Here is a 22,862-nt window from a genome sequence, read left to right as displayed (position 1 = left end):
AACCCCGGTGGCCGCCTCTTCCCTGACCTAGCGGAACGTTACGTGATCCTTTTATCGGCGTCAGTGGCGTTTTTCCGCCCAGGCGATTCAGGTTCGTCGCTGCGTCCGCCCCCATATCCAGCGTCAATTCGTCGTTCTCGTGCCCGTCGGGCGTTGCAGCGATCCGCGTTAACTCCAGTCCTCGCCGATTCGCTGTAATCGCGACCTACATTAACGCTCGTCCCAGGCTCAAGGCGCAGCACTTGCCTGCGTACCACTTCGCCTTCTTCGGTAGAACTCACAAAAGCCGCGAATCCTGTGTTGCCCCGTTCATTTCCTGCGACCCAAAAAAACTCATAAACACCCTGTTGACTGACCGGCAGTCATGAGTTAATAATTCTCATTAAGGATTAATCTGGAGTTCAAGGAATGACGTCGACACAGGTAATTGTGCTGCTGAAGGAAATAGGGTTACCGCCCGAGCTGCTCGCGTCAGCCGCCGGTGACTGGAGGCTGCGCACTGATCTGGGCCTGAGCTCGGCGGAAACGCTGGAGCTGCAACTGATGCTGGAGCAGTTGGGATGTGGCGGATTTTCGCTTTGGGATACGCATGACCATACCTTGCGAGAGCTTGAGCGACTGATCGAGTCAGCACACGCAACTGACGGCCCTCGTGCCGGGGGTACGAAATGAGTCCTCATCCTGCATCACTGAACGAACAGTTGGCCGTGGTCCTAAACAAGGGCGGAGATGCACCTGCTTTAATTGCCGATGGCGAAATTATTTCCTATGCGCAATTGAAGTCGCGAGTTGCCTCTACAGCCGCACGGCTGCGAGCCCTAGGCATCTCGAAAGGCGATCATGTCGCGTTTCAGTTACCCAACTGCGCCGATGCTGTCATCTTGATGCTTGCGACGCTGATAACCGGCGCGGCTCCAGTGCCACTCCTTCCCGCCTATCGCGAACAAGAATTGCGACACGTCCTGAAAATGGTCAGGCCTCGTGTCATGGCCATGACCAAAGGTAACCGTCGCTTCAGCGCAGTGGGTGTGGCCAGCACTGTCAGTCGTGAAGAAGGTTTGGACGTGGTGCTGGGCCTTATTGATGAGCCTGACAACGGCGACAATTCAGACTGGCTAGCGCTCAGGGAATTCTGCTCAGCGTCATGTGACAACGCGTCAGCGCATGAACTGCGCGCGACACAGATGGGTGCAGAAGATACAGCGATGATGCTGCTGTCGAGCGGGACGACAGGACTCCCGAAGCCCATCGCTAGAAAAAACGCAGGCTACAGCTACATGATCGCTGAAGCTTGCCGGGTATTCGAACTCAGTCACTCCTCCTCCTATCTGGCGGTGCTGCCCATATCTCACGGTTTTGTCATCAACTGCCCAGGCATTCTCGGCACCCTCCTTTGCGGGGGAACCGTGGTTCTGTCCCCGGACACGTCCGCGCAAACGGCTTTGAGACTGATCACAAACCATGAAGTAACACATTCGACGCTGGTTCCAGCATTACTGGCCCAGTGGCTTGATCGAGTGAATCAGCAAGGGATTGCACCTCAGACATTAAGGCACATTCAAGTCGGTGGGTCGCGCCTGCCTGCTGATCTCGCAGCCCTTGCTGAATCAAGGTTAGGGATGCGTATCCAGCAGTGCTACGGGATGAGCGAAGGGCTTCTTTGCTTCACCCGCGGGACTGATTCGGACAGCGTCCGATTCAACTCACAGGGCCGCCCGTTGTCCGAGCAAGATGAGGTCCTGATTGTGGACAGCGACGGCACGCCGGTCCCGCCTGGCCAATCAGGTGAATTAATCACCCGCGGCCCCTACACCATATCTTCGTATTTCAACAATCCGCTGGCGACTTCCCGCGCCTTCACGCAAGACGGGTATTACCGAACCGGCGACATGGCCCACCTTGATTCGGCGGGCAACGTCTATATCGATGGGCGACTGACCGACTCTATCAATCGCGGTGGAGAAAAATTCAGCCCGGAAGAGATTGAAGCGCTTACTAAACAGCACGCGAAGATCCAGGACGTCGCGGTGGTGGGTATATCCGACCAGCGCTTCGGCGAAGTGCCTTGCCTGTTTGCCGTAGTGCACGAAGGAGAACAGCTTTCGTTATCCGAAGTCCGACGGCACCTGGAGATTGTTGGTATAGCGCAATTCAAACTGCCGGAGAGGCTAGTCCTGATAGAGGCGATTCCGCGCAAAGGCATCGGCAAAATTGACCGCGCGTCTCTACGCGCTCAAATCTACGGCGAGCGCCAAAGCGAAGCACAAGCATCCGGGTCGGGTGAGCTATGAAGCTCATACAAGCCCAGGCCGAAGGTGCCATTAGATTTAGCTTCGCGGCCTCAGTGCCTGTGCGACATCAACTGGTTGTGTTCCCTCACGCTGGCGGTAGTTCCGAGTTCTATAGAGCGTGGCGAGACCACCTGCCTGCGGACGTGGACCTCGTAATAATGCAATACCCTCAACCAGGCACGAGCAACGCGACAGTGAACTGGAGCGACCCACACGCAGCTATCCAACGCTGCATGAGGGGGTTGGCCAGTCTTCTTGGCATCGCGCCCACCACACTCTTTGGGCACAGCATGGGCGCCTTGCTCGCACTGCATATAGCGTCCTCCCTGGCATCGTCGAGATTCAGGGTGGCTCAACTCATCCTGTCGTCTCAGATGGCACCGGTGTCGCTGCAGACAATCCTTCAATCACAGCAGGATGTCGACCAGCTTGCAGAGCGTGCGATGGGGCTTGGCGAAGTGCCCGAGTTGAGCACCTCCGCTGACACCGCTCAGACGGTTGTTGCTTCAGCTGTTCGTCAAGACCTGGCGCTTCTTCAAAAGCTTGCGAAGTTGCCGGTGGGTGACTTACCCACGACCCGCCTATTCGCGGGCGACAACGATCCGTTGATCGACAGAAAGCAGTTCTTCGAGTGGTCTCAATTGCTGCCCAAACATCCAGTGCTAGAGGTTTTTCCAGGCGGACACTTCTACTTTCTCGGCAATGAGCCGTTGGTAGTGGACACCATCCTGGGCCCCTCTCGTACGGCGTGACCTCTACGTTCATTCAACCCAAACGCGTAATGGGAAATTTGTCATGGATTTCGACCTTTTCAATGCTCAATCAGCAGCTCCCAGCCCTGCCAAAGCGCTGGATATGTTTCCCCAACTCAGGGACTTCAGTGCGTCGCTGGGAAACACCCCGCTCGTGGAAGTGCCGGGGCCACAGAACGGAGGTCGAATCTTCGCCAAGCTGGAGTCGAAGAACCCTTCCGGGTCGATCAAGGATCGCGTGGCCTTCGGCTTGTTTTGTGATGCGATCAATGCTCACGACTTTGATCAGGGCCCGCTCAAGCTTCTTGATTCGTCGGGTGGCAACATGGCCAAGGCTTTAGCTCATTTGGGGCATCTATGCGGCCTGCCCGTGCACGTGGTGATACCCGACTCAGCGCCAGAGGTATTGCTTCAATCCTTGAGCGATAGCAACGCGATTGTCACGAAGGTGGACAGCAGCCATTTTCTGCTTGGCATCATCGCCCGCAGCCAGCAGATCGCCTGCACGGAGCCAGGCTGGACCTTGCTATCCCAGCATCTGAACTTGGTAAACACATCGGTGCATCAGTATCACACCGGCGCCGAGATCTGCCGTCAGCTCGACGGCCGACGCCCCGATGCCTGGGTAGCAGCCATCGGCACTGGAGGTACGCTTGCCGGCGTATACGCAGCGCTGGCGCAGCAAAACCAGGACCTGCGCGTCGTCGGGTGCACGCCTCGCGAACTGCCATTTGGCACGATGGAACCTCCAAACCGAACTGCCAGATTCGCAGGCGCAGGAGGATTTGGTTTCGGGTTCCGGCAACCGTTTGTCTCGTTGATTCCCTACGAAGTGCCGTTCCAGACCGTCTCACACGAGGAGTCTCTCAAAGCCATGTTCCGGTTCTTCGAGGAAACCGGCATCCCAATTGGCGGTTCGGCCGCGGCCAACTGGATCGTCGCGTGTAACGTCGCCTCTGAACTCGACAAGGAGGCCAGTGTAGTCACCATCTTCCCCGACGCCGGCAGCGACGCCGACCGCGAGCGGGGCCGGCAGTTGCTCGATAACGAGCGTCAAACGACAAGGAGCTAATGCTATGCCCATTAATGAACAAGACATGATGTCAAATCTGGTGAGCCTGGCCGATCTGGCCAGAGCTCAGTTGGACCTTCCCGACGGGCTCAACAAAGCCCGGCAGATTGTTGCAGAGCGCATAGGCACCGATCGCTTCGTCATGCTGCCACTGCTTGAACTCAGCGATATTCAGTTCAAGGCACAGGCTGACGACAGGCCCACTGTGGGCGATGTCAACTCGCATATTGATCGATGGATCGGGGATGATGGCGTCGAAATCGGCACCATCAGCGGCGAAGGTTGGAAGATCGCAAGCCTGGATAAAGACGTGATCTCCTATTATCGGGAAACCGCAGATACACGCTTGGGCAGAATCGAGACAGCGGGGGTCTGGAATTCATCCGCCATTTGGCAAGGGCGATGGCAATCATTGTTTGCCACCGGTGTCACCGGTGAGGTGACCGGGATGATTGGGGTACGGCAACTGTATCAAGAGGTCCCGCGCGAGCGCTATCGGGCCTTTGTATTGCTGATTCCGATCGAAGCGGCCGACGAAGCGATTCAGGGCCGGGTACGCCGCGGATACACGACTGATTGAATTCGGAGGTCGCATGTACGATCAGCACGTGGACCGCGACATTGCAGTCATTGGTATGGCTTGCAGGTTTCCTGGCGCCAACACCCTTGAGCAGTACTGGCACAACCTGGTGAACGGCGTCGAGTCGGTAATCGAACTCGGTGATACCCCTACCGATGCGCAGACCATGCCATTTGCCGCACCGTTGAATGACAACGTACTGTCATTCGATGCCACGTTTTTTGGCGTGGGTCATCGTGATGCAGCCTTGATGGACCCTCAGCACCGACTATTCCTCGAGTGCGCGTGGCATGCGCTCGAGCATAGCGGTATCAAGCCCGGGCAAATGCCCGACACCGGTTTGTTTGCCGGCTGCAGTAGCTCAGCCTACCTTGGCCACTTGCAAGCGTCCGACCTCATGGAAAAATTCCAGCCGTCAGGGTTCGAGCTGCAAATTACCAATGATAAGGACTACTTGGTCACGCGGGCGGCGTGGCACCTGGGCATAGAGGGGCCGGTACTCGGTGTGCAGGCAGCCTGCGCTACATCGCTCGTCGCCGTCGCAGAGGCCGTCGAGGCCTTACGCGCAGGGCGATGTCGAGTAGCGCTGGCCGGTGGATGCACGTTGCGGTTTCCGCAACGTGCGCCTTACCGGACTCAGCGAGGCATGATCTACGCACAGAATGGCCACTGCATGCCTTTCTCCAGCAAAGCGACAGGGACGGTGTTTGGCAGCGGTGTCGCGCTAGTGGTTCTGAAACCGTTATCCCTGGCGCTCGCTGAGGGGCAACGCGTGTTAGCCGTAATCAAAGGCTGCGCCGTCAACAACGATGGCGCCCGCAAGGTGGGTTTCACCACCACCAGCGTCGACGGACAACGACGCGTGATCAGCGCGGCCATGCTCGATGCCCATCTCACGCCCATGGACATGCGGGCGATGGAGGCGCACGGGACCGGGACAATTGCCGGTGATCCCATTGAGTTCAACGCATTGAACGACCTGTTTGCAATGCCCGGGAAAGGACACAACTCCTGCGCACTTGGCTCAGTGAAGGCCAACGTAGGGCACCTGGAAACATGCGCGGGCATGGCAGGGCTGATCAAGGCCGTGCTCCAGATCCAGCATGGTTTCATAGCGCCACAGATCCACATGGACGAGGTAAACCCTTCGATAGCATTGGATACCAGCCCGTTTTACTTTCCCGCAATCGCTGAGCCGTGGCATACAACGGATAGTCGCAGTGCCATTGGGGTCAGTGCTTTTGGAATCGGCGGGACAAATGCGCACGTAGTGCTGGCGCGTTCGCCACAAGCTCTCGATGAGACGACGACCGCCGCGACCGATTTTCCTTCAGTCATTCCCGTAACCGGGCAAAGCGAGGCTGCCTGCCACAGGTTGATACGGGCCTACCGCGCAGAACTCGCCGGGCTCCCCGCGGACCGCACGGCGTGGAGCGCCCAAACCACGCGTCGAGCGCTCAGGTATCGCGCAACCTTGTGTGCGGACAAGGACGGCGCACTGCAGGTCGCTGACCCGGTACGCGATACCGGCCGCCGCAAGCCGGACATCGTTTTCCAGTTCCCGGGCCAGGGCAGTCAGTTCCTCGGCATGGCCACCGGCCTGGCCGAGTCGAACCGACATTTCGCAAGTGATCTTCATGCCTTGGTACGTCTGCTGCGAGAACAAGCGGATGTCGATGTCTCCTTCCTGCTGGATGGAAATGCTGACACCGACCTGACCGATACCGCGGCGGCACAGCCCGCGCTCGTTGCAGTTCAAATCGCGATGGCCCGGTTCCTCATTCGGCACGGCGTCGTACCTGACGCAATCGTCGGTCACAGCGTGGGCGAAATAGCAGGCGCCTGCATCGCCGGAATGCTGACCGCCGAAGAAGCACTGCTGTTCGCTGCTCGACGGGGCAGGTTGATGTCTGAATTGCCAGCTGGCTCCATGCTCGCCGTCTCCATGAGTGAGCAAGCCTGCCGGGATTGGCTCGCGGACGACGTTTCGCTAGCCGCCGTCAACGCCACAGAGGCCTGCGTTCTCTCCGGTACCAAGGCCGCGATCGAGCGCATACAGCGCTCATTGACCAGCCTCGGCATACGTTGCCGTAGTTTGACGGTATCCCATGGGTTTCACTCGTCCATGATGGCCCCCATCCTGGACGAACTGGCAGCCGCCGCGCCGACCGCCAAGGCGGCGCCTTCGGATATTCGCTTCCACTCGACCCTGCACGGCACAGCATTCGACTCGTCAGACCGCCTCGACGGAGCCTACTGGGCGCGGCACGCGCGTGAGCCGGTGAGATACCTGGAGGCGCTTACGTCCATTGCGGTTCGTGAAGGGACGTTATTTGTCGAAGTGGGCCCCGGCACGACCTTGACGGCCTTGACAATGGCGCTGCGGCCGCGAGATACCGCGATTCGCACGATGCGTGGCGAGCGAGACAAATCGCCAGAGCATGAGGTGTGGCATACCGCGCTTCAGAAAATCTGGATGGCCGGTGTGGACATTGACTGGCGCCCGTCGTGGAACCTGCCAGCCAGAACCATCCCGTTAACGCCCTACCCCTTCGACCGACAACGTCACGGCGTGACGCTTGAGACGCAGGGCAGCACACCTCGTACGGCCGAACCCGCACAGCAGCTTGAGTCGCGAAGGTACAACAGCGTTGCACAGGCCGCTGCCGCACTTTGGGAGAAGGTCACCGGGACGCCTCCATCCAGCCAGTATCAGTTGTTCAGTGACGATGGCGGGGATTCCTTGGCGGCGTTCCAACTGATTGCATTTGCAGACTCCGAACTCGGGGTCGTGTTGAACGTATCTGACTTCCTGGCTGATCCCACACCGTCGGGCCTATGTACATGCCTGACGGATGCCGGCGCCGCTAACAGCATTCACATTCATCCTAAAGAAGGGAACGCATAGTCATGGCAACCATCACTCATCCAACGTTCGGTGTCTATGAAGTCGAAACTGTAGTGGTAGACAGTCAGAGTTCATTCACCATCGCCTGCTCGCCCCACCGGCATGCGATGCCCAGCAATGGAGGTATCCGTTGGAGTCGATATAAAACACTGTCACATCAAAAAGATGAAGCAATCATGTTGGCAAGTGCGATGGATCTGAAACATGGTTTTTATCGAACCGGCTTCAGCGGCGGGAAAATCGTCGTAAATAGCAGTGCGCTACCTGATGAGGCCCCACACGTATTCGATGCCATCGGAGAAACCCTGAACCGCTATGCCGGCTCGATGTACACAGGGTGTGACATCAATACAAGCAGTGCGCATATGACGTACCTGAGAAAATCCACCCCGTGGATTCTGGATGCCATGGACAGCCCTCAGATCAGCACGTCAATTGCCACCGGATTTGGTGTCTGGAGTGCCCTGAAGGCGGTACTGAAGTGCTCTCCGAGAATCAACGGAACGCCTCTTGTAGCCATTCACGGCATGGGCAAGGTGGGCTTTGAAGTTGCCAGGCAATGTCTCGCCCATGGGTACAACGTGATCGGCTTCGACGTAAAGCCCATTAGCGATATTCCGGCCGGCCTGTGCATGTTGAGCGAGGAGGATTTCTGGTCAAGCGCCCCGGATGTACTGTGCATTGCGTCCCTCTCCAGAATCCTTGATCTGCCCACGGTTGAACGTATACGCGCGCGCTGGGTTATCAGTAGCTCCAACACACCGTTTGACAGTACTCAAGCAGAAGCGAGGCTTCTGGCGCGTGGGGTTGGTTATGTTCCTGATTATGTAAGCAACGCCGGAGCGGTTATCTGTGACAGCATCGAGCGATCGTTCCCTGATGTTTTTCGTGCGATGACACAGGATCAGGCAAACAACTATACAGGGGCATTGATCGGTACCAAGACCGGCGAATTGATCAAACGGGCAGAACTGCTGGGATGCAATATTCCCACACTGTTATCGCGAACCTATTTTCATGCCGGAAATAATGTAGACCTCGACGTATCCCAACGGCACGATCCGTCTATCCACGCTGATATAGACGCGCGCAGCTTCGCGGTTTAGACATAAGAGGACAATGAAGGGGATAGCTGTGGGTTTGTTATAACTTGGCCGCACCGCTGGCCCATCACAAGCATTTAAACTTTAAAGATCTCGCACATACCCAACTTATCTGGAAGAGCCATTCTTCCAACGTATTTAATTTGCTTGACGCGTCACGCAGTAACCGGGATCTCCATTACAACCGAGTCACTACGACCCACGCGCGTATAACGCCGCTCGATTACCTGACGAACCCCAAAATATAACTAATTGCAGTGACGTTTTTTGTCGCCCACTCTAATTATCAGGAAGATACGATGCCCCCCAACACGCCAGAGACACACTACGATGTATTAATCATCGGCGGAGGAATACTCGGTCTCGCCAGCGCTTACTATGCGACAGCCAGAGGATTAAAAACATTGATTGTCGATCAGTACGGAATAGGCAACGACACCAATAGTTCCAAAGGCCTGGAGCGAATGTTCCGCTTGATGCAAGACAACGAGTCCGAAGCCCGACTGGCCGAAGCGTCACTTGCAATATGGACAGAACTGCAGCGCGCGAGCGGAAAAACCCTGCTTGCGTCGGACGACCTTATCTTCTTTGGCCATCGGGATGCGCCGATGACTACCGAAGGTAACGTGCAACACATCAAACACACCATGGATAGCATGGGCATGCCCTACGAATACCTGGACTCCCCCGCCGCTATTCACAAAAGATTTCCGATGTTCAATCTGGCAGCCATGCCTGACGACTACGTAGGCCTGGTGCAAGCGGCAAGCGCGTCCATCAACGTGCAGGAAGCGGCCAGGACTTTTCTATTCGCCGCCCGGCAGACGGACCTCCTGCACGTATTGGATAAGCATGCCGTGATCCAGGTCGCCCCTCTTAAGGACCAGGCTGGCTATACGCTGCTGACTGAGGCTGATGGTCGCTCCGTGACCGTCCACGGAAAACATTTGATCACTTGCCCGGGAGTATGGGCAGATTCGGTGTTGAAGGGCTTTGGTCTCAAGCAAGCGCCCGGTTGGAAGATCTGGAAGATGAGTTACGCCTATTGGCCACTCAAGGAAACCCCCCCGAAGATTCCTATCTGGTTTGAGTTCGGGAATATCGATGCAAGCGACCAAGGTACGTTTTACGGCTTCCCACCGCTGGACTTCTCGCCAGACCGGCACAACATGGTAAAAATGAGCGCCGACTACACCTACGACACTTACGATGCGCCATCAGCAATTCAACCGGGCGTGAACCCGAGATTGATGGAGGAACTCGTTGCGCACCTGGATCAACTGATTGCCCCCAATGCCGTCGACGCCACTCAATACCAGCATGCGGGGACGTGCCTTTACTCGATGAGCCCGGACGGCAAGCTGGTGATCGGGCGTATCCCGATTGCACCCGGCCAGCAGTCATTCCATGCCGGCGCCTCGATGTGCGTAATGGAGTCAGGCCGAGCCTTCAAATACGCGCCATTGTTTGGACGTATATTGGTTGAACTGGCTGTCGATGGGCACACCCGGTATCAGCACGACCTGGATGTATTCTCGTCCACTCGTGATGGGCTGTTCGAACCTTCAACGTAACAGCGCTAAAACGGGGCCCACTACGAAGCGCGGTTTGTGCTCTCCCTTTCGTCTGCGCATCGTCAACACCGGTAGGTGCCCTGCTTCCAGGCAAGGGCACCGTTCACCCTGCACGCCAACAGCCCCTGAAGTACCGCCCAAAGAACAACCAGGCTACGGCTTGACCAGGCCCAGGTTTTCCCGGAAGCAGCGTCCTTCGTAACGCCTTCTGAGCAGCCCGCGCTTCTGCAGGAGCGGAACGACCTGCGCCACGAACTCGCTCGTGCCTCCCGGTAGGTGGGAGAACATGACGTTGAATCCATCGGCGGCCTCCTGCTGCAGCCACAGTGCCATCTGGTCAGCGACCATTTCGGCGGTCCCCACCATTTCCAGGCCCTGGTAACCGCAGACCCGCCTTGCCAACTCAAGAACGCTCAAGTTTTTCCGCGCCGCGAGCCGCACCACACGATCACGGCCGCTCTTGCTCGCATTGCTCTCGGGTATTTCAGGCAGTGGGCCTGCCGGATCGTAGGCAGAAATGTCGTGCCCCAACGCAATGGAGAGCGTCGCGAGGCAACTCTGATCATCTACCAGCTCATCCAGCCTCGATCTTTTGCGTTGCGCCTGCTCAAGATTGTCGCCTAATACGACAAGGACTGCGGGAACGATTTTCACCGCATCCGTGCGGCCTGCTGCCATAGCTCGTGATCGCATGTCAGCATAGAAAACCTGCGCAGATGCAAGATCGGTCTGATAAGTAAAAATGACTTCGGCCGTCTCTGCCGCAATCTGCCGCCCCGCTTCGGACGCACCGGCTTGTACTATGACGGGGCGCCCCTGAACAGGTCGAGCTACATTGAGCGGGCCTTTCACCGCGAAGTGAGGGCCTTGGTGATTGAGTGTATGCAGCTTGGCAGGATCAAAGTAGATGCCATTGGCTGCATCCATGCAGAAGGCATCCGCCTCCCAGCTTTCCCAAAGCCCCTCCATCACCTGCGAGAACTCTCGGGCGCGGCGGTACCTTGCGCCATGCTCAAGGTGGGACTGCGCGCCGAAGTTGGCTGCCTCGTTCGGATTACTCGACGTGACCAGATTCCACCCAGCCCTACCTGCACTGATGACATCCAGTGAGGCCAGGCGGCGCGCGAGCATGTACGGTTCGTTATAGGTGGTACTGGCGGTTGCGATCAGCCCGATGTGCCGCGTCACTGCCGCCAACGCCGGAAGCAGCGTCAATGGATCAAGCGTAACTACGCTGGAGCTTCGCATGAGCGTGTCGACGGAACCTGCGCGAACCGCAAGTGAGTCAGGCAGAAAGAGCCCATCAAACCGACCCTTCTCAAGGGTTTTGGCGAACCACTTCATGTGCTCGAAGCGTCTGTGGAAGTCGGGTATGGCACCCGGATAGCGCCAAGCGCCGGCATGAATGCTGGGCATGGCCAACAGGATGAGTTTCTTGAGTGGTCTGGTCATTGTAGGGTGCTCGACATGGAATTCGGTGCTCGCAAAGACCGATCCACAATCAGGAATGGAGCCCCTTGCGAGCAGTATTCGAGGCGCGCTTGCACGCCGTAGACTTTTTCCAGCAACGCCGGTGTCAGGACATCGAGGGGGCGGCCGGTGGCATGCACCCGCCCTTGATGAAGGACCACCACGTGGTCCGCGAAGCGCAATGCGTGATTGATGTCGTGAATGGCCATGACGACGCACATCGAGCGCGCTCGCGCCAACCGACGCAATAAATCGAGCACATCGAACTGGTTTTGCAAATCCAGTGCGCTCGTGGGCTCATCCAGTAACAAGACACTGGGTGCGCGGATCATTGCCTGGGCAATCGATACAAGTTGCCGTTGGCCGCCGCTCAATGCGGCCAGCTCGCGGTCGGCGAGCACGTTAATCTCCAGCGTCTGGAGCATACGGGTGACCTCATCCAACTCACTGCCGTCAACGCCCCAGCCGCTGCCCTGCTTGCTCGCAAGCAGCACTGCTTCAAACACTCGCAGCGAGGAGTTCATGGAAATATCCTGGGGGACGTGTGCGGGGCGGTTGCGATGATGAATGGACCAGGTCTCGACAGCCTGCCCTGCCACAGTCACGGTGCCTGCGCCACCCAGCTCGCCCGCAATCCGGCGCAGCAGCGTGGACTTACCGGCAGCGTTCGAACCCAGCAGCGCCGTGATGCTACCCGCTGCCATGGGCCCGAAGCTGACGCTCTGCAATACCGTATGGCCGTCGAAGGCTACCGACACGTCAGCGATGTTGAGCAGTGCAGTCATCGCGTCTTCGCTCGCAGAATCAACGCAAAAAACAAGGGCACGCCCACCAGGGATGTCACTATTCCAATCGGCAGGGTTTGCCCGGCGACCAGCGATTTGCTCAGTACCGAGGCCGCCGACAGCATGCATGCCCCACATAGCGCAGAGGCCGGAAGGAGAAAGCGCTGGTCCTCGCCTACCAGCATTCGGGCAATATGCGGCCCCACCAATCCAACGAACCCGATGGTGCCCACAAAAGAGACGCAGATAGAGGCGAGCAGACTGCTGAGCAGAATGCCGCGCAGGCGCAGGCGCGCTACGGGAATCCCCAAAGCCGTCGCCCGGGCCTCTCCGAGTTGTAATGCCGTCAACGCCCAGGACTGGCGGGCGAACGTAAACGATACGATCACGAGAATGACACTCATGATGCCGAGCTTGGGCCACGTAGCACGCGAAAGACTGCCCATTGTCCAGAAGACGACAGCAGACAGCGCCTGTTCGGGACCGATGTACTGCAGCGCCTCCAGCAGTGCCGAGAACGTGAAGACCAGGGTCGTGCCCAACAGTATGATCATTTCGGTGGTGATACCGCGTTTGCGACTCAGGCGATGAATGAACAAGGCCGCTGCCATCGAAACGAGGAACGCATTGACGGGGATGGCGTAGGCGACAGCCGAAGCAGGCAGAACGCTTACCCCCAATATCAGACCGAGTGCGGCGCCAAAACTCGCCGCGGCCGACAAGCCCAAGGTGAACGGGCTCGCCAGGGGGTTGCCGAGCACTGTCTGCATTTGCAAACCCGCAATCGACAGACTCGCGCCGACGACCAGAGCCGATAGCGCCACGGGTAGTCGGATGTCCCAAAGTATCACGCTCACCTGGCTCGACGACGCGTCTTGCATCAAGACGGACAGCAGCTCCATCAACCTGTAATGCGCCGGGCCTATGGAAAGGTCGATCATGAAAAACACAAGGGTAAGCAGGCCAATGCCGACGATCATGCTCAAGCGGCGTTTCGCCAGGCGGCTGTATAAGCTCCGCCCGCGGGTGAGTTCGGCCTGTGTGCCGATGGCTTGCTTCGTCATAGTGATGCTCCATCCAGGCTCAGCCAATAACCGGGCTGATAAGGAACCGGAAGAAAACGCGCGTGGAACTCGCGAAACGTAGCGTCCGGATCCAGCGATGCGAAGAGTTCGGGATGAAGCCACTTTGCTATCCGCTGCAGTGCGACAAAGTAATACGGATTGTCATAGAAGGGATGCCAGATGGCGTGGACCCTCCCCGCCTTCACCGCCGACAACGAACGATATGCCGGCCGGCGCATCAACCGGCGCAAACGCGCGAGCCCTTGCGCGGAGTCGGCGCCGGGTCCGAGGTTGACCCAGTCTCCCGCAGGCGAATAAAGCGACCAATTTGCGCCGGTCACCAGGATGACATCCGGGTCGCTGGCAATAACCTGCTCGGGATGCAAGGTACCAAAAGTACTGTGCAGGAAATGAGAACCGAGGTTGTCACCTCCAGCGACTGTCACAAGCTCACCGAAATTGCCTTCGCCGTAAGTCAGGCAGCAGTCGTCATACAGACCTGCGGCACGCTCGACCATTACACGAGGCCGCATTCGAACGTTTTCCAATGGCACCGTGACACGTTCGATCTGCTCTTGGCGAAAACGCAGGAATTCGTCGGCACGATCGGTTCGCCCAAGCAGTGCACCGAGGATCTGCACGCTTCGCACGGTGTTATCAAACATCTTGGTGCGAAAATCAACGAACACGATCGGAATGCCCACCTGTGTCAACCGTGCCATCAGGCCCGACGACTCGGCGGCGGCCTTTGAACTGAGGTTCATGATCACCACGTCCGGCGCCAACGAAATCGCTAATTCGCTACCAATGGAGTCGAGCGTCGCGGCCGGAAACGATGGAATGCGGCCCATCTCGGGAAACTTCCGCAGATATGCCCGATAGCCATCCAGGTCCGCAGCCTTGAAGTTCTCGCCCCAACCCACAACATCAGCAAATGGCCGGTCCGGAAGCAGCACCGCCAAGACGTAAGCCAGCGTGCCGTCCCCCAGCAGCACCCGCTTTACAGGTCGATCTATGTGTACATCACGGTCAGCAACATCCTTGAATGACACACGTGCGGGCGCAGCGGTGAGACTTCGAGAAAGGCTGATCAACATTCCAGCCGCCATCAGGCGCCCCAGAACACGGCGCCTTGAATACAGAACATCGCCCATTTGGCTCACCAGCGGTAAGTGAGAGAAGTGGTGGCCGTGCGATCCTGCCCGACAAAGCAATACAGGGCCGAGGTACAACTTGCGACGTATTCCTTGTTAGTCAGGTTGCTGACATTGAGCGCCAGCGAAGCGCCTTCAAGCGAAGGCGCAATTGAACCAAGTTCATAGTTCAACGCCAGATCAAAAAGCGTGACCGCCGGAACCTTGAACGTGTTCGCTGGATCGCCGTACGACGCGCCCAGGTAACGCGAGCCTGCTCCGATTTTCAGGCCGGACAAAGATCCGCGCCCTATGAGGTAATCAAGCCACAGGGCAGCGCTGTGTCGGGGGGTTTGTGTCAGGCTGTTGCCTTGGTAGGTCGTATCCTGGACCAAGGCGTTATCCAGGTAACTGTAACTGGCAAGCAGATTAAGATTTTCGACCAGCTCGGCAGTGGCTGAAAGATCGACACCACGGCTGCGCACCTTGCCCGCCTGGGTGTTGAACCCCAGATGGGCCGCATCGGCGGTTTTGACGTTGGTTTGTTCCAGATTGTAAATGGCGGCCGTCAGCAATGTTCTGGAGTCGGCGGGGTGAAACTTGATGCCTATCTCCGTTTGTGTCGTTTCAGTCGGGACGAACGCACTCCCGTTGTAACCGCTGCCTATCAACGGATTAAAAGACGTGGCATAGCTCACATAGGGAGAAATGCCGTTGTCAAACTGGTAACTCAGGCCTGTTCGCCCCGACCACTTCCCGTTGTTCATCTTGGTGGAGACCGAAGTAGGGGAATAACTTCGCGTCACGTCGTCTGTTTCGGATTTATCGTAGCGTGTGCCCAACGTCAGACGCCATCGGTCATAAGAAATCTGATCCTGTACATAGACGCCCAAGCGATCGAACTCCTGTTTCTCGGACCAAGGTGCTGCGCGGCTTGCCGTGAAGTCTGGTTTGACATGCGGGCGATAGTCCGAGCCGTAGGGGTCAACAAGATAAGGGCCACTGCTATAGAGGGCACTGGTTACAGTGCCCGAGGCAAAATCGGCACCCACGATAACGTCGTGCTTAGTAGGCCCGAGCTGGAGGCTGCCACTGACATAGTTGTCCATCGAGAACGTATTGGAACTGGAAGGGGAAATCTCATAAGTGTTTTTTAGCAGTGGCTTGCCATTGACCACCGAATACCCGTAGACAACGCTTCTTTGCAAATCCGAGGCGATATGCATGTAGCGCATAGTGCTCGTCACCTTCCAGTCGTTGTCGAAAGAGTGGGTGAAGTTGGAGCTGATGTAATTCTGTTCACGGGACGAGTCATCAAACGACATATCCCGGTAGTTCCTGTCCCGATCTATTGATGGATAGGGACTTTTATTCAGCCCAAGCAGATTGGCTGGCAAAGAGTTGTAGTTCGGTATTTCGGGCTCCCGAGAGTGAACAAGCTGGACAGTCCAAGCGGTTTGCTCCGTCGGCTGCCACGTCAGCGAAGGCGCAAGATAGAGCCTTTTGTGGTGTACATCTTCGATCTGGTCATTCGCCTTCAACCCTGTCGCGGTGAAGCGATAGAGCAGCGTCCTGTCACTGTCGAGTGGACCGGTTGAATCCACGCCAAGAAACGTACGGCCGAAGCTGCCAAATTGTGTCGTGACCTCATGCGACTCCACCTCTTGGGGCTTGCGAGTTACCTGGTTGACTATGCCTCCGCCGGTTGATTGCCCATAAAGATAGGACGACGGTCCTCGCAATACTTCGACACGCTCCAGTGTGTAGGGATCGACCTGGGGCGACCAACTGCCAGGGTTACTGATTAAGCGCAGCCCGTCCAAATAGTAATCGGCTTCGACGCCGCGGATTTTTGTGAAGTCGAGCTGATCTCCGAAGGCCCCGTATTTTTCGCTATTGGCGCCTGCCGTATAGCGCAGTGCCTGGCTGGTCGTTTTTATTTGCTGGGTATCCATCTGCTCGCGCGTGACTACCGACACGGATTGAGGAATTTCCAGGATCGAAGTGTCGGTCTTGCTGCCCAACCCGGATTGTTCCGCAACATAACCGTGTACGAGACCGGATTCGCCTCCCTTGGTGCTCACCCCAGTGACACTGGTGGCCGGCAAGGTGACCACACCTGCAACGGGTGGGATTGGATCATTCTCGGTCGTGCGCTGCGCAAGGTCATCAGCGTGAGCCATTTGATAAGCACACAGGGTTAGCGCAGAGGCGATCACCGCACACTGCTGGGCGGTGCGGCGAAAGTAGTTTGGTTTCGAGCTTGGGGAGGGATGAATCAGCGGCCAGTTGTTCATTCTGTACACGGCGTCAAGCGGATTGGGAGGCAAATCCTATCCACTGACTGACTGACAGTCAATGTAAATGAGAAGTAACATTGACTGTGCCTTGCGTGCTTGTGTAACCACTGCAGCTCAATTACCGGGCGGGACTTGTATGGACCCTTGCAACGAGGGTGCTGCCGCGCCTGCGCAAACCGCTAGTAGCCAAACAACGACTTACTCTCCAGATACTCATCAAACCCACACTCCCCCCACTCGCGGCCGTTGCCCGACTGCTTGTAGCCGCCAAACGGTGCAGCCTGGTCGGCGCGGGCGCCATTGAGGTGGACCATGCCGGTACGCAGTTGACGGGCAATCCCCAGGCTGCGTTCAAGGCTGGCCGAGGTGACGTAACCGGACAGGCCGTAGGGGCTGTCGTTGGCGATGGCGATGGCCTCGGCTTCGCTGTCATACGGGATGATTGCCAGGACCGGGCCGAAGATTTCCTCACGCGCCACCAGCATGTCCGGGGTGACATCTGCAAATATCGTCGGCTGCGCGTAGTAGCCACGCTCAACGCCTTCAGGCCGACCTGGCCCCCCGGCGACCAATCGCGACCCTTGGGCAATGGCCTGGGCGATCATGTGCTGTACCCGTTCGTACTGCATGGCGTTGGCGATAGGGCCAATGGCCGTGCTCGGGTTGCTGTCGTCGTAACACATCTGCGCGAGCACGTGCTGGGCAATCTCAATCACCGTCTGCTGCTGTGCACGCGGCACCAACAGGCGTGTCGGTGCATTGCACGATTGGCCGCTGTTACGCATGCAGCCCAACACCCCATGGCGCACTGCGCTGGGCAGGCTGGCATCGTCGAGCAGGATGTTGGCAGATTTGCCGCCCAGCTCCTGGGACACACGCTTGACCGTCTGTGCCGCCGCCTGGGCCACTGCAACGCCGGCGCGGGTGGAGCCGGTGAAAGACACCATGTCCACCTCTGCATGGCGCGCCAGCCCAGCGCCCACCCCCGGGCCGTCGCCGTTGACCAGGTTGAATACCCCTGCGGGCACCTCGGCCTCATGCAGCACCTGGGCAATGATCCGGGCTGACAACGGCGCACGCTCGCTGGGTTTGAGCACCACGGTGCAGCCCACCGCCAGCGCTGGCGCGAGCTTGCAGGTGAGTTGATTGAGTGGCCAGTTCCAGGGCGTAATCAGGCCGCACACGCCGATGGGCTCGCGCACCACTAGGGTGTTGCCCAGGCGCCGTTCGAAGCGGTACTCGCGCAACACTTCCAATGCCTGCATCAGGTGGCCCAGGCCAGCCGGCACATGGGCGCTGCGGGCCAGGGACAGCGGCGCGCCCATCTCCAGGTGAACCGCTTCGATCAACGCTTCGCTGTGGCGCTCGTAGGCTTCGATAATGCGTTGCAGCAGTTCGATACGCGCCTTGAGCGAACTGGCGGCGAACCCCGCAAACGCTTGCCTGGCCGCGCCGACCGCACGCTCCAGGTCATGGCTGTCGCCAAGGATGATGCGCGCTACCACCTGCTCGGTGCGCGGGTTTACCACGGATTCGATGGTGGTGCCGTGGGGCTTGACCCAGGCGCCGTCAATGTAGAACTCAAACAGATCCGACATCCCTTGCACTCCCTTCAGGCAACGTGTTTCAGGACGCTGCCCAGGGTGTCGAACACCAGGGCAATCTCCTGCGGGCTGATGAGCAGTGGCGGCGAAATCACAATTGTGTCGCCCGAGCCGCGCACCAGTACGCCATTCTCGAAACACCACTGCGCAACTTCGCTGCCCCGTGCGCCTGGAAACCCTGGGCGCGGCTCGAGTTCGACGGCGCAGAGCAGGCCGATAGCACGTACGTCCAGCACCGCGCCGACGCCCTGCAGCGCAAGTGCACTCGACTGCCACAGCCCACTCACGGCGTTGACGTGTTGGTTGAGGCCCAATTCGCGATGCACCTCAAGGGTCGCCAACCCGGCTGCGCACGCCAGCGGGTGCGCTGAATAGGTGTAGCCGTGCATCAGTTCGATGACAGTGGCCGGCCCGGCCATGAACGCCTCATACACCGCACCGCTGACCAGTACGCCGCCCATGGGCACCGCGCCGTTGGTCAGGCCTTTGGCCGTGGTGATCAGGTCCGGGAGCACGCCGAAGGCTTGCGCGGCAAAGGGGGCGCCGACGCGGCCAAAGCCGGTGATCACCTCGTCGAAAATCAGCAGCACGCCGTGCCGCGTGCAGATCTCGCGCAAACGTTGCAAATAGCCCAGGGGCGGCGGATAAACGCCGCCGGAGCCGGTCACTGGCTCGACGATCACGGCGGCCACGGTGCTCGGGTCCTGGATATCCAGCAACTGTGTCAACGCGTCGGCGTAACTGGCGCCCTGTTGCGGCTGCCCGACGCTGAAACGCATGCCGGCGTCATAGGGCAACGGCAGGTGCGAGACCTCGCCCAGCAGTGGGCCAAAGTCACGCTTCTGACGGCCGATACCAGAGACCGACAGCCCACCGAAGCCCATGCCATGGTAGCCCTTGGCGCGCCCGATAAACTTGGTCCGGCGGCAATCGCCACGCGCCTGGTGATAGGCCCGCGCGATCTTCAGCGCGGTGTCCACCGCTTCAGACCCTGAGTTGGTGAAAAACACCTGCTCCATGCCGGCGGGGCTGACGTCGATCAGGCGCTCGGCCATCTCCAGGGCCTGGGGGTGGCTCATCTTGAATGACGAGACAAAGTCCAGGCGCCCCGCCGCTTCGCGAATCGCCTCGACGATTTTCGGCTGGCCGTGCCCGGCATTGACGCACCACAGCCCGGCCATTGCATCGAGTACACGGCGCCCGTCGGTGGTGGTGTAGTACATGCCATCGGCGCTGGCGAACATCATCGGCTGTTGCTGGAACTGGCGCATCGGCGTGAATGGCGCCCAGAACCCGCGATTCACGCGCTCTGAAGGCTGGGAAAGATCGTTCATAGAGACTCCTGCAAAGCAATGATGGGATGGCCGGTCAGCGTCGGGCGCTGCAACGGGCCTGCGTTAACGTTGACGCTGCGGTCCACAGACAACCTGCCGTGTTCGATACGGCAGGTGACCCGGTCACAAAACGCCGTCTCGACAAACTGCCAGGTCATGCTCAACACCCCCGCTTCGGTCCAGCGCGCCTGCGCCACCACCGGGGTGAGCTCCGGCTGGTATTGGTGATGCAGATAGTGGCCGGTCATGCTGGTCCGGCTTTCGATGCCGGCCACAAGCCCGGCACGAATGCAATGGGTGCCACGGGGGTCGGTGAGGTAGAAATCACAATGCTCTGGGCCAAACTCCAGGCGCACTTCGCTGACCTGGTCTTCGTTGGCCTGCATGACGAACGTGCCACTGAATTCGGCCTGGCGCGGCGAACTCGCGGCGCCAGACATGACGGGCCGCTGTTGCCGCGCCAGCAGCGCCGCCAACCCGGCATCCGTCGCGCCGTCGGTGGGCACACCCAGCGCCGGCACCAGATGCTCCCACAGCAGGCTGTGCAAGCGCCGCTCGCCCAGCGCCAGCCCGGCGGTGAAGGCAATCACCGCGTTATGGCGCGGCAACACGATGCACTGCTGGCCAAACACTCCGGAGGCGTAGTAACCACCGTGCAGGGTCATCCACCACTGGTAGCCGTAGCCTTCGCGGCGCGTGACAGCCGCGTCGCTAGACTCGTCACGGCCCAGGTAGCGCTTGCCATCGAAGGCGCCCATCCATACATCGTCGACATGCCCACGGGTCGCGTCGGCCACCCATTCCCGGGACAGCAATTGCTGCCCCTCCCAATGGCCTTGTTGCAAGTGCAGCACGCCGAACTTGAGCAAGTCCTCGGTGCGGCAACTGAGGCCGTTGCCCCCGGTGTTGAAGCCGCCCGGTGCAAGGTCCCACTCGATGGGCCCCATGCCCATGGGCTGGAAGATGCGCGCGTTACACAGGGCGTACGCCGTCTGGCCGCTGACCACACTGACAATCGCCGAGAGCATGAAGCTCGACGCACTGCTATAGATGAACCGCTGCCCTGGCGGGTCTTCGACCGGCTCATTGAGGAACAACCGCACCCAACTGTCAGTGCGCCCGCGCCAGGCGCCACCGGAGATGCCCTGGCGATGCCCGGTGCGCATGGTCAGCAGATCCCGTACGGTCATGGCCGCCAGGTTAGCGCTGATGGAGGCCGGGCAATCGGCGGCAAAAAAGTCCACCACCTTGGCATCCAGCGACAACACACCGTCATCCACCAACAGCCCGACCGCCATGGACACCCAGCTTTTGGTCGCCGAGTGCTGAACATGCAAGCGTGCGGCGCTATAAGGCGCCCAGAACGCTTCGGCCACTACCGCGCCATCGCGGTACAGCATGAAACTGTGTAACTCCAGGCCCGCAGCGTTCACCGCATCGATGAAATCACTCACGCCACGCGCCGATACACGTTGTTGACTGGGCAGTGCCCGGCGCAACGGCAAACTCGTCATCTGATCTATCCCCTCATTTGCACTGCTTGGGCGTGCAACAGGCTGCTGTTGCACGCCATTACCGCTACCAGAGCGCCACGGTGTAGCCCAGGATCACTCGGTTTTCGTTGGTGTCACGGGCGAAGTTGCTGGTGGCGCTGGCGTTCTGCCAACGCAGCGATACGTCCTTGAACGTACCGCTCTGCACCACATAGCCCAGGCTCAAGTCCCTCTCCCACTCGCGCCCTTCGCCGTCAAAGCCGATGACCTTGGCGTTATCGCCCTTGGCGTAACGCGTGGAGAACAGCAGGCCCGGAATGCCCAGCGCAGCGAAGTCATAGTCGTAGCGGGCATGCCACACGCGCTCACGGGTCTGGGAGAAGTTGGCCAGTTGGTACTCGCTGAACAGGTAAGTGTTGGTACCGTCCACATAGGTGAACGGCGTCGAACCGTACTGCTCCTGGTAACCGCCACTGAGGTTGTGGCCGTACAGGCCATAGCCGATGCGCGTGCTCAGCGCCCGGTTATCCACCTTGCCGGCCAGGGCGGCGGCGTCTTCGCTGGCGCTGAAGTAGCGGATGTCCGTCTTCAGGGTGCCCGGGCCCCACTTGAGGCTGTTTTTCAAGCCCAGGTAATGCTGTTGGTACAGGCTTTCCAATTGTGCGTACTGGTAAGTCACGAAGGTCGTCGGCGTGAGTGCGTATTCGCCGCCGGCGAAGCGGAATTCATCGCTCTTGGCGCTGCTTTTGTAGGCGCCGTATTGGCTGGTAAGCCCCATGTCCTCGTAGTGGGTCGAGTCGCGCTGCTTGACCTGGTCCAGTTGACCGGCGGTCAGGGTCAGCTTGTCGATGTCCTTGGAGGTGAGTGCCGTGCCGCTGAAACTCTGCGGGAACAGGCGGCTCAGGTTCGGCTGCAGGGTCGGCAGGTCTGGCACCATGTAACCCACGCGCAACTCGCTCTTGGCCAGGCGCGCCTTGCCGGTGAGGCCAAGTTTGGAGTAGTTGTCATGGGCTCGGCGGGCGTAGCTGGGAGCGCCGGGCTCGGCCATGCTGGAGCGCGCCAGCAGCCCGGTGCCGGAGTTGTCCGGGCTCGAATCGAGCTTGATGCCCAACATCCCGACCGCGTCCAGGCCAAAGCCCACGGTACCGTCGGTAAAACCCGACTCGAGCTTGAGGATAAAACCCTGTGCCCATTCGGCACGCTTGTTCTGCCCGCTGGATTCGCGGTAGTCGCGGTTGAAGTAGTAGTTCTTCAATTCCAGCGCGGCTTTGCTGTCGGCGATGAAGTCGGCCTGGGCAAACAGGGGCATGAAACCGGCCCCCATGACGCTGGCACTGGCGACGACTTTGTTGATGCGGTTATTCATGTGTAGGTTCCTGGCAGACAGGTTGAGTGGAGT

The 22,862-nt window shown here is 59.0% G+C and carries 17 protein-coding genes; 8 read left to right on the top strand and 9 right to left on the bottom strand.

What is annotated here, in order from left to right; translation table 11 throughout:
• Positions 1-408 precede the first annotated feature (408 nt).
• The 8 genes from HBO05_RS01290 (at position 409) to HBO05_RS01255 (ending at position 10,280) form a co-directional block, all read left to right on the top strand.
• Positions 409-672: a hypothetical protein gene (locus tag HBO05_RS01290; protein ID WP_170041442.1), complete on the top strand. Its 264-nt coding sequence runs from the start codon at positions 409-411 to the stop codon at positions 670-672.
• Positions 669-2,291, top strand: a complete 1,623-nt coding sequence (locus tag HBO05_RS01285; RefSeq protein ID WP_170057354.1) for an AMP-binding protein — start codon at positions 669-671, stop codon at positions 2,289-2,291. Before HBO05_RS01290 ends, HBO05_RS01285 begins: the two co-directional genes overlap by 4 nt.
• A complete protein-coding gene (locus HBO05_RS01280) occupies positions 2,288-3,043 on the top strand; it encodes an alpha/beta fold hydrolase (protein ID WP_170041444.1) in 756 nt (251 codons plus the stop codon). Before HBO05_RS01285 ends, HBO05_RS01280 begins: the two co-directional genes overlap by 4 nt.
• Before the next feature lie 43 nt (positions 3,044-3,086).
• On the top strand, positions 3,087-4,115 hold the full coding sequence (locus HBO05_RS01275; RefSeq protein WP_169951527.1) for a pyridoxal-phosphate dependent enzyme: 1,029 nt from the start codon (positions 3,087-3,089) through the stop codon (positions 4,113-4,115).
• A gap of 4 nt (positions 4,116-4,119) precedes the next feature.
• Positions 4,120-4,695 carry a hypothetical protein gene (locus HBO05_RS01270; RefSeq protein ID WP_169951525.1) on the top strand — a complete coding sequence of 192 codons (576 nt, stop codon included), beginning with the start codon at positions 4,120-4,122 and terminating at the stop codon, positions 4,693-4,695.
• Positions 4,696-4,708: 13 nt separating this feature from the next.
• Entirely contained in the window at positions 4,709-7,603 is a 2,895-nt protein-coding gene (locus HBO05_RS01265) for a beta-ketoacyl synthase N-terminal-like domain-containing protein (protein ID WP_172311352.1), read from the top strand.
• 2 nt (positions 7,604-7,605) lie between these two features.
• Entirely contained in the window at positions 7,606-8,709 is a 1,104-nt protein-coding gene (locus tag HBO05_RS01260) for a Glu/Leu/Phe/Val dehydrogenase (RefSeq protein ID WP_169951521.1), read from the top strand.
• Between the two features lie 296 nt (positions 8,710-9,005).
• The gene (locus HBO05_RS01255; RefSeq protein ID WP_172311350.1) at positions 9,006-10,280 is read left to right on the top strand and encodes an FAD-dependent oxidoreductase; all 1,275 of its coding nucleotides are present in this window, start codon (positions 9,006-9,008) and stop codon (positions 10,278-10,280) included.
• Positions 10,281-10,433: 153 nt separating this feature from the next.
• Here HBO05_RS01255 and HBO05_RS01250 read toward each other — a convergent pair whose 3' ends face one another.
• The 9 genes from HBO05_RS01250 to HBO05_RS01210 all read right to left on the bottom strand — a co-directional run bounded on the left by HBO05_RS01250 (position 10,434) and on the right by HBO05_RS01210 (position 22,829).
• The gene (locus HBO05_RS01250) at positions 10,434-11,732 is read right to left on the bottom strand and encodes an LLM class flavin-dependent oxidoreductase (protein WP_172311348.1); all 1,299 of its coding nucleotides are present in this window, start codon (positions 11,730-11,732) and stop codon (positions 10,434-10,436) included.
• Positions 11,729-12,535: an ABC transporter ATP-binding protein gene (locus HBO05_RS01245; protein WP_172311346.1), complete on the bottom strand. Its 807-nt coding sequence runs from the start codon at positions 12,533-12,535 to the stop codon at positions 11,729-11,731. Before HBO05_RS01245 ends, HBO05_RS01250 begins: the two co-directional genes overlap by 4 nt.
• A complete protein-coding gene (locus HBO05_RS01240) occupies positions 12,532-13,599 on the bottom strand; it encodes an iron ABC transporter permease (protein WP_169951512.1) in 1,068 nt (355 codons plus the stop codon). Before HBO05_RS01240 ends, HBO05_RS01245 begins: the two co-directional genes overlap by 4 nt.
• Entirely contained in the window at positions 13,596-14,753 is a 1,158-nt protein-coding gene (locus HBO05_RS01235; RefSeq protein WP_172311343.1) for an ABC transporter substrate-binding protein, read from the bottom strand. Before HBO05_RS01235 ends, HBO05_RS01240 begins: the two co-directional genes overlap by 4 nt.
• A gap of 5 nt (positions 14,754-14,758) precedes the next feature.
• Positions 14,759-17,029, bottom strand: coding sequence for a TonB-dependent siderophore receptor (locus tag HBO05_RS01230; protein ID WP_222932556.1), 2,271 nt, complete (start codon positions 17,027-17,029; stop codon positions 14,759-14,761).
• Between the two features lie 182 nt (positions 17,030-17,211).
• Positions 17,212-18,630: an aldehyde dehydrogenase family protein gene (locus HBO05_RS01225; protein ID WP_172311341.1), complete on the bottom strand. Its 1,419-nt coding sequence runs from the start codon at positions 18,628-18,630 to the stop codon at positions 17,212-17,214.
• 14 nt (positions 18,631-18,644) lie between these two features.
• A complete protein-coding gene (locus tag HBO05_RS01220) occupies positions 18,645-19,970 on the bottom strand; it encodes an aminotransferase class III-fold pyridoxal phosphate-dependent enzyme (protein ID WP_172311339.1) in 1,326 nt (441 codons plus the stop codon).
• Positions 19,967-21,484, bottom strand: a complete 1,518-nt coding sequence (locus tag HBO05_RS01215) for a serine hydrolase (protein WP_169951504.1) — start codon at positions 21,482-21,484, stop codon at positions 19,967-19,969. Before HBO05_RS01215 ends, HBO05_RS01220 begins: the two co-directional genes overlap by 4 nt.
• 64 nt (positions 21,485-21,548) lie before the next feature.
• The gene (locus HBO05_RS01210; RefSeq protein ID WP_169951502.1) at positions 21,549-22,829 is read right to left on the bottom strand and encodes an OprD family porin; all 1,281 of its coding nucleotides are present in this window, start codon (positions 22,827-22,829) and stop codon (positions 21,549-21,551) included.
• Between the last annotated feature and the right edge of the window lie 33 nt (positions 22,830-22,862).

Source organism: Pseudomonas sp. WS 5079, from assembly GCF_012985465.1.
Taxonomy (GTDB): Bacteria; Pseudomonadota; Gammaproteobacteria; order Pseudomonadales; family Pseudomonadaceae; genus Aquipseudomonas.
Note: the sequence above shows the minus strand (reverse complement) of the source record. Positions and strands in the feature narration are given on the sequence as shown.

Coding starts and splice junctions, on each gene's coding strand:
- HBO05_RS01290 (WP_170041442.1), top strand. CDS start 409: ATGACGTCGACACAGGTAATTGTGCTGCTGAAGGAAATAGGGTTACCG.
- HBO05_RS01240 (WP_169951512.1), bottom strand. CDS start 13,599: ATGACGAAGCAAGCCATCGGCACACAGGCCGAACTCACCCGCGGGCGG.
- HBO05_RS01260 (WP_169951521.1), top strand. CDS start 7,606: ATGGCAACCATCACTCATCCAACGTTCGGTGTCTATGAAGTCGAAACT.
- HBO05_RS01275 (WP_169951527.1), top strand. CDS start 3,087: ATGGATTTCGACCTTTTCAATGCTCAATCAGCAGCTCCCAGCCCTGCC.
- HBO05_RS01235 (WP_172311343.1), bottom strand. CDS start 14,753: ATGGGCGATGTTCTGTATTCAAGGCGCCGTGTTCTGGGGCGCCTGATG.
- HBO05_RS01210 (WP_169951502.1), bottom strand. CDS start 22,829: ATGAATAACCGCATCAACAAAGTCGTCGCCAGTGCCAGCGTCATGGGG.
- HBO05_RS01215 (WP_169951504.1), bottom strand. CDS start 21,484: ATGACGAGTTTGCCGTTGCGCCGGGCACTGCCCAGTCAACAACGTGTA.
- HBO05_RS01285 (WP_170057354.1), top strand. CDS start 669: ATGAGTCCTCATCCTGCATCACTGAACGAACAGTTGGCCGTGGTCCTA.
- HBO05_RS01250 (WP_172311348.1), bottom strand. CDS start 11,732: ATGACCAGACCACTCAAGAAACTCATCCTGTTGGCCATGCCCAGCATT.
- HBO05_RS01270 (WP_169951525.1), top strand. CDS start 4,120: ATGCCCATTAATGAACAAGACATGATGTCAAATCTGGTGAGCCTGGCC.
- HBO05_RS01280 (WP_170041444.1), top strand. CDS start 2,288: ATGAAGCTCATACAAGCCCAGGCCGAAGGTGCCATTAGATTTAGCTTC.
- HBO05_RS01220 (WP_172311339.1), bottom strand. CDS start 19,970: ATGAACGATCTTTCCCAGCCTTCAGAGCGCGTGAATCGCGGGTTCTGG.
- HBO05_RS01245 (WP_172311346.1), bottom strand. CDS start 12,535: ATGACTGCACTGCTCAACATCGCTGACGTGTCGGTAGCCTTCGACGGC.
- HBO05_RS01255 (WP_172311350.1), top strand. CDS start 9,006: ATGCCCCCCAACACGCCAGAGACACACTACGATGTATTAATCATCGGC.
- HBO05_RS01225 (WP_172311341.1), bottom strand. CDS start 18,630: ATGTCGGATCTGTTTGAGTTCTACATTGACGGCGCCTGGGTCAAGCCC.
- HBO05_RS01265 (WP_172311352.1), top strand. CDS start 4,709: ATGTACGATCAGCACGTGGACCGCGACATTGCAGTCATTGGTATGGCT.
- HBO05_RS01230 (WP_222932556.1), bottom strand. CDS start 17,029: ATGAACAACTGGCCGCTGATTCATCCCTCCCCAAGCTCGAAACCAAAC.